Annotated in this window: 4 protein-coding genes and 1 pseudogene; all 5 read left to right on the top strand. The window is 65.7% G+C overall.

Annotated features, from left to right (window positions below; all coding sequences use genetic code 11):
• A partial coding sequence (locus I71_RS07690) for a ribonuclease J (RefSeq protein ID WP_042693480.1) occupies positions 1-1,492 on the top strand: 1,492 nt, incomplete at its 5' end.
• 70 nt (positions 1,493-1,562) lie between these two features.
• A complete protein-coding gene (gene mce / locus I71_RS07685) occupies positions 1,563-1,967 on the top strand; it encodes a methylmalonyl-CoA epimerase (RefSeq protein WP_042693478.1) in 405 nt (134 codons plus the stop codon).
• Between the two features lie 34 nt (positions 1,968-2,001).
• The gene (locus tag I71_RS07680) at positions 2,002-2,256 is read left to right on the top strand and encodes a DUF1467 family protein (RefSeq protein ID WP_042693476.1); all 255 of its coding nucleotides are present in this window, start codon (positions 2,002-2,004) and stop codon (positions 2,254-2,256) included.
• Positions 2,257-2,279: 23 nt separating this feature from the next.
• On the top strand, positions 2,280-2,855 hold the full coding sequence (locus I71_RS07675; protein ID WP_042693474.1) for a DNA-3-methyladenine glycosylase I: 576 nt from the start codon (positions 2,280-2,282) through the stop codon (positions 2,853-2,855).
• Between the two features lie 517 nt (positions 2,856-3,372).
• Positions 3,373-3,601 (top strand): annotated as a pseudogene (locus tag I71_RS07670) (hypothetical protein); the annotation flags it as partial.

The following is a 3,601-nucleotide window of genomic DNA, read 5'->3' as shown; positions in this document are numbered from 1 at the left end:
CTTCATCGCCGAACGTCGGCGCGATCTGGTCGGTCTCGTGCTGACCCATGCCCATGAGGACCATCTGGGCGCGGTCCAATATCTGTGGCCGCAGCTGCGCTGCCCCGTCTATTGCACGCCCTTCACCGCGGCTTTCCTGCGGGCCAAGCTGCATGAGAAGGGGCTGAGCAGCACGGTGCCGATCCACGAGGTCCCGCTGGGCGGCACGGTGGAGGTCGGTCCCTTCTCCGTCGAATATGTCACCATGACGCATTCGATCCCGGAGCCGAATGCCCTCGCCATCCGCACATCGGCCGGCACGGTCCTGCACACCGGTGACTGGAAGCTGGACCCCGAACCGCTGGTTGGCGACACCGCCGACGAGGAGCGGCTGCGCGCCATCGGTGACGAGGGGGTTCTGGCCCTTGTCGGCGACAGCACCAACGCGCTGGTTCCCGGCGCCGCCGGATCCGAGGCGACCGTCCGTACCGCTCTGATGGAGTTGTTCGGTCGGTACCGCGACCGCCGCATCGCCGTCAGCTGCTTCGCCACCAACGTGGCCCGGCTGGAGAGCATCGCCGCCGCCGCTGCCGCCCACGACCGCCATGTCGCGCTGGTCGGCCGGTCGCTGTGGCGCATCAACGAGGCGGCGCGGGCCACCGGTTATCTGGCCGAGGTGCCGAAATTCCTGTCGGAGCATGACGCCAGCTATCTGCCGCGGGAGAAGCTGGTGCTGATCTGCACCGGCAGCCAGGGGGAGCCGCGGTCCGCCCTCGCCCGCATCGCCGCCAACGATCATCCGCAGGTGACGCTGTCGCGTGGCGACGTGGTGATCTTCTCCTCGCGCGAGATCCCCGGCAACGAGCGTGCCATTGGACGCATGCAGAACCAGCTGGTTACCCAGGGCGTCGAGCTGGTGACCGCCGACGAGGCGGCGGTCCATGTGTCCGGCCACCCGGCGCGGGACGAGCTGGTGCGCATGTACCAGTGGGTGCGCCCGCGCATCGCCGTCCCGGTCCATGGCGAGCAGCGCCACCAGCAGGCGCATGCCGCCCTGGCGGAGGATTGCCAGGTGCCTCACAGCATCGTGCCCGCCAACGGGGAGATTCTCCGCCTCGATGGGCCGGAGGGCGCCCGTGTGGTGGCGTCGGTGCGGGCCGGCCGCATGGCGGTGGACGGCAAGCGGCTGGTGCCGCTCGACACCGGCATGATGCGCGCGCGCAACCGCATGGTGAACAACGGTGCGGCGGTGGTGACGCTGGTGATGACCGTCACCGGTGAGTTGATGACCGCGCCCCAGCTGGCGGTGATGGGCCTGATCGACGAGGCGACCGACCGTGACCTGCTGTTGGACGTTGTGGATGCCGTGCGCGAATCGGTGGCGATGTTGCCCAAATCCGCCCGGGCTGACGATGCCCAGGTGAAGGAGGCGGCCCGGATCGCCGTGCGCCGCTGCTTCAATGCGTCCCATGGCAAGAAGCCGGTGACGGAGGTCCATCTGGTCCGCGTCTGAGGCGGATGGGTGTTGAAAGCGCTTATCAGAGCCCGCCAACGGGCCAAGGACAGCGAGAGAGAGGACACGCATGATCGGGAAGCTCAACCACGTTGCCATCGTCGTTCCGGATCTGCCGACGGCGACGGCGCTCTACCGCGACACCCTGGGGGCGGCGGTGTCGCAGCCGGTGGACCTGCCAGCGCACGGCGTCACCGTCGTCTTCGTCACGCTGCCCAACACCAAGATCGAGCTGCTGCACCCGTTCGGGGAAAAGTCGCCGATCGCCGGCTTCCTGGAAAAGAACCCGTCCGGCGGCATCCACCACATCTGCTATGAGGTGGACGACATCCTGGCCGCCCGCGATCGGCTGAAGGAGCAGGGCGCCCGCGTCCTGGGCGACGGCGAGCCGAAGATCGGCGCGCATGACAAGCCGGTGCTGTTTCTCCATCCCAAGGATTTCTGCGGGACGCTGGTGGAGTTGGAGCAGGCCTGATCGGGCGATGTTCGGCTGAGATCCGGAGGGGACGATGGACAATTGGGTGACTGGGGCCTTCGTCTACATCGTCGTGTGGTGGGTGGTGCTGTTCGCTGTGCTGCCCTGGGGCGTCAGGACGCCGGAGACACCGGAACCGGGCATGGCCTCCTCCGCGCCGGTCGAACCGCGCATCCTGCGCAAATTCATCATCACGTCGTTGGTCGCCTTGCTGGTGTGGCTGGTGATCTTCGGCATCGAACGGTCCGGCATCGTCTCGTTCCGGGACATGGCGCGGGACATGTTCTGACGGACGAGAGAGGAGCGAGGCGGGTGAGCCTGACCTATTGCGCGGCCGCGCCCGGCCATCCACACCACGGTCCCTATCACGACGGCGAATATGGTTTTCCGAGCAGCGACGACCGGGTGCTGTTCGAGCGTCTGGCGCTGGAGATCAACCAGGCCGGTCTGTCCTGGCTGACCATCCTGAAGAAGCGCGACGCCTTCCGCATTGCCTTCGACGGTTTCGACATCGACCGGGTCGCCGCCTATGGCGAGGCGGAGCGGGTGCGGCTGCTGGCCGATGCCGGGATCGTCCGCAACCGCCTGAAGGTGGATGCGGTGATCGAGAACGCCCGCCGCATCGTTGCCCTGCGGGAAACCCATGGATCCTTCGATGGCTGGCTGCGTGCTCACCATCCGCTGACCAAGGCGGAGTGGGTGAAGCTGTTCGGCCGGACCTTCCGCTTCACCGGTGGTGAGATCGTCGGAGAATTCCTGATGAGCCTCGGCTACTTGCCGGGCGCCCATCAGGCCGATTGCCCGGTCCAGGCGGCGGTGCTGGCGCAGAATCCACCCTGGAAGGATGCTGTCGACGCTGGCTACCGCGGATATGCGCTCATCGAATAGGCAAGGGACCGCTCAACTCTGCGGCAATCGCCGAAAGGCTGGGCAAAATTGCAAAAACTTTATGCAGAGGGTGGCTCTGCCTCAGATTTAGGCTTGCCATGGTCGAGGCTCGGGTCCACTCTTTCCTTGTGACGAGGGGGGATATTCCTCCCTTTCCGACGCCTGGTGGCGATTCCTCCCTAAACTCGATAGGCCGCGCCGCTTTTGCCGCGCGGCCTTTCTTTATCGGCCAGGCATCTTGCCCCGGGCGGCGAGCACCAACCATCCATCAAGCCATGTGCGGGTGGCCCGGACAGGAAATTTCCGTCTACGCTCCAGAAAACGTTAACGGTTTACTTGGTAGCGTTGCTTGGCTTAGCTGCCATATTGGGGTTTCCCCCGATCGGAGCAATCAGCCGGGCTTTCAGATCGCCACCGGGGGGCACGCCGTCCGGGGGCTTTCCGTTTTGCCCGGTTTTCCAACTGGACGTTGCCCGCCCCGGCGGGTGGCAGGAAAGGGACGACAGTCGAGGCGCCGATGGCCGCGAATGAAAACGAACGATTCAATCAGTTCGCGGCAGTCGTGACAGCCGAACTGTTGGAGCGCACACGAAAAAGCATGGAGCTTCTGGCGCCCGAGCAGCAGCCATGCTCGATCCTGCCTTTTATCCAGACGCCGTCCTTCGTCGAAATCTATCAGGAGCTGGTCCGCGTCGGCATTCTCCCGGTTTTGCTCAGCCGCCGTCCGGTGCGTGCCATCGTCGGTG

Origin of the sequence: Azospirillum sp. B506 (genome assembly GCF_000333595.1) — a bacterium.
Taxonomy (GTDB): domain Bacteria; phylum Pseudomonadota; class Alphaproteobacteria; order Azospirillales; family Azospirillaceae; genus Azospirillum.
Note: the sequence above shows the minus strand (reverse complement) of the source record. Positions and strands in the feature narration are given on the sequence as shown.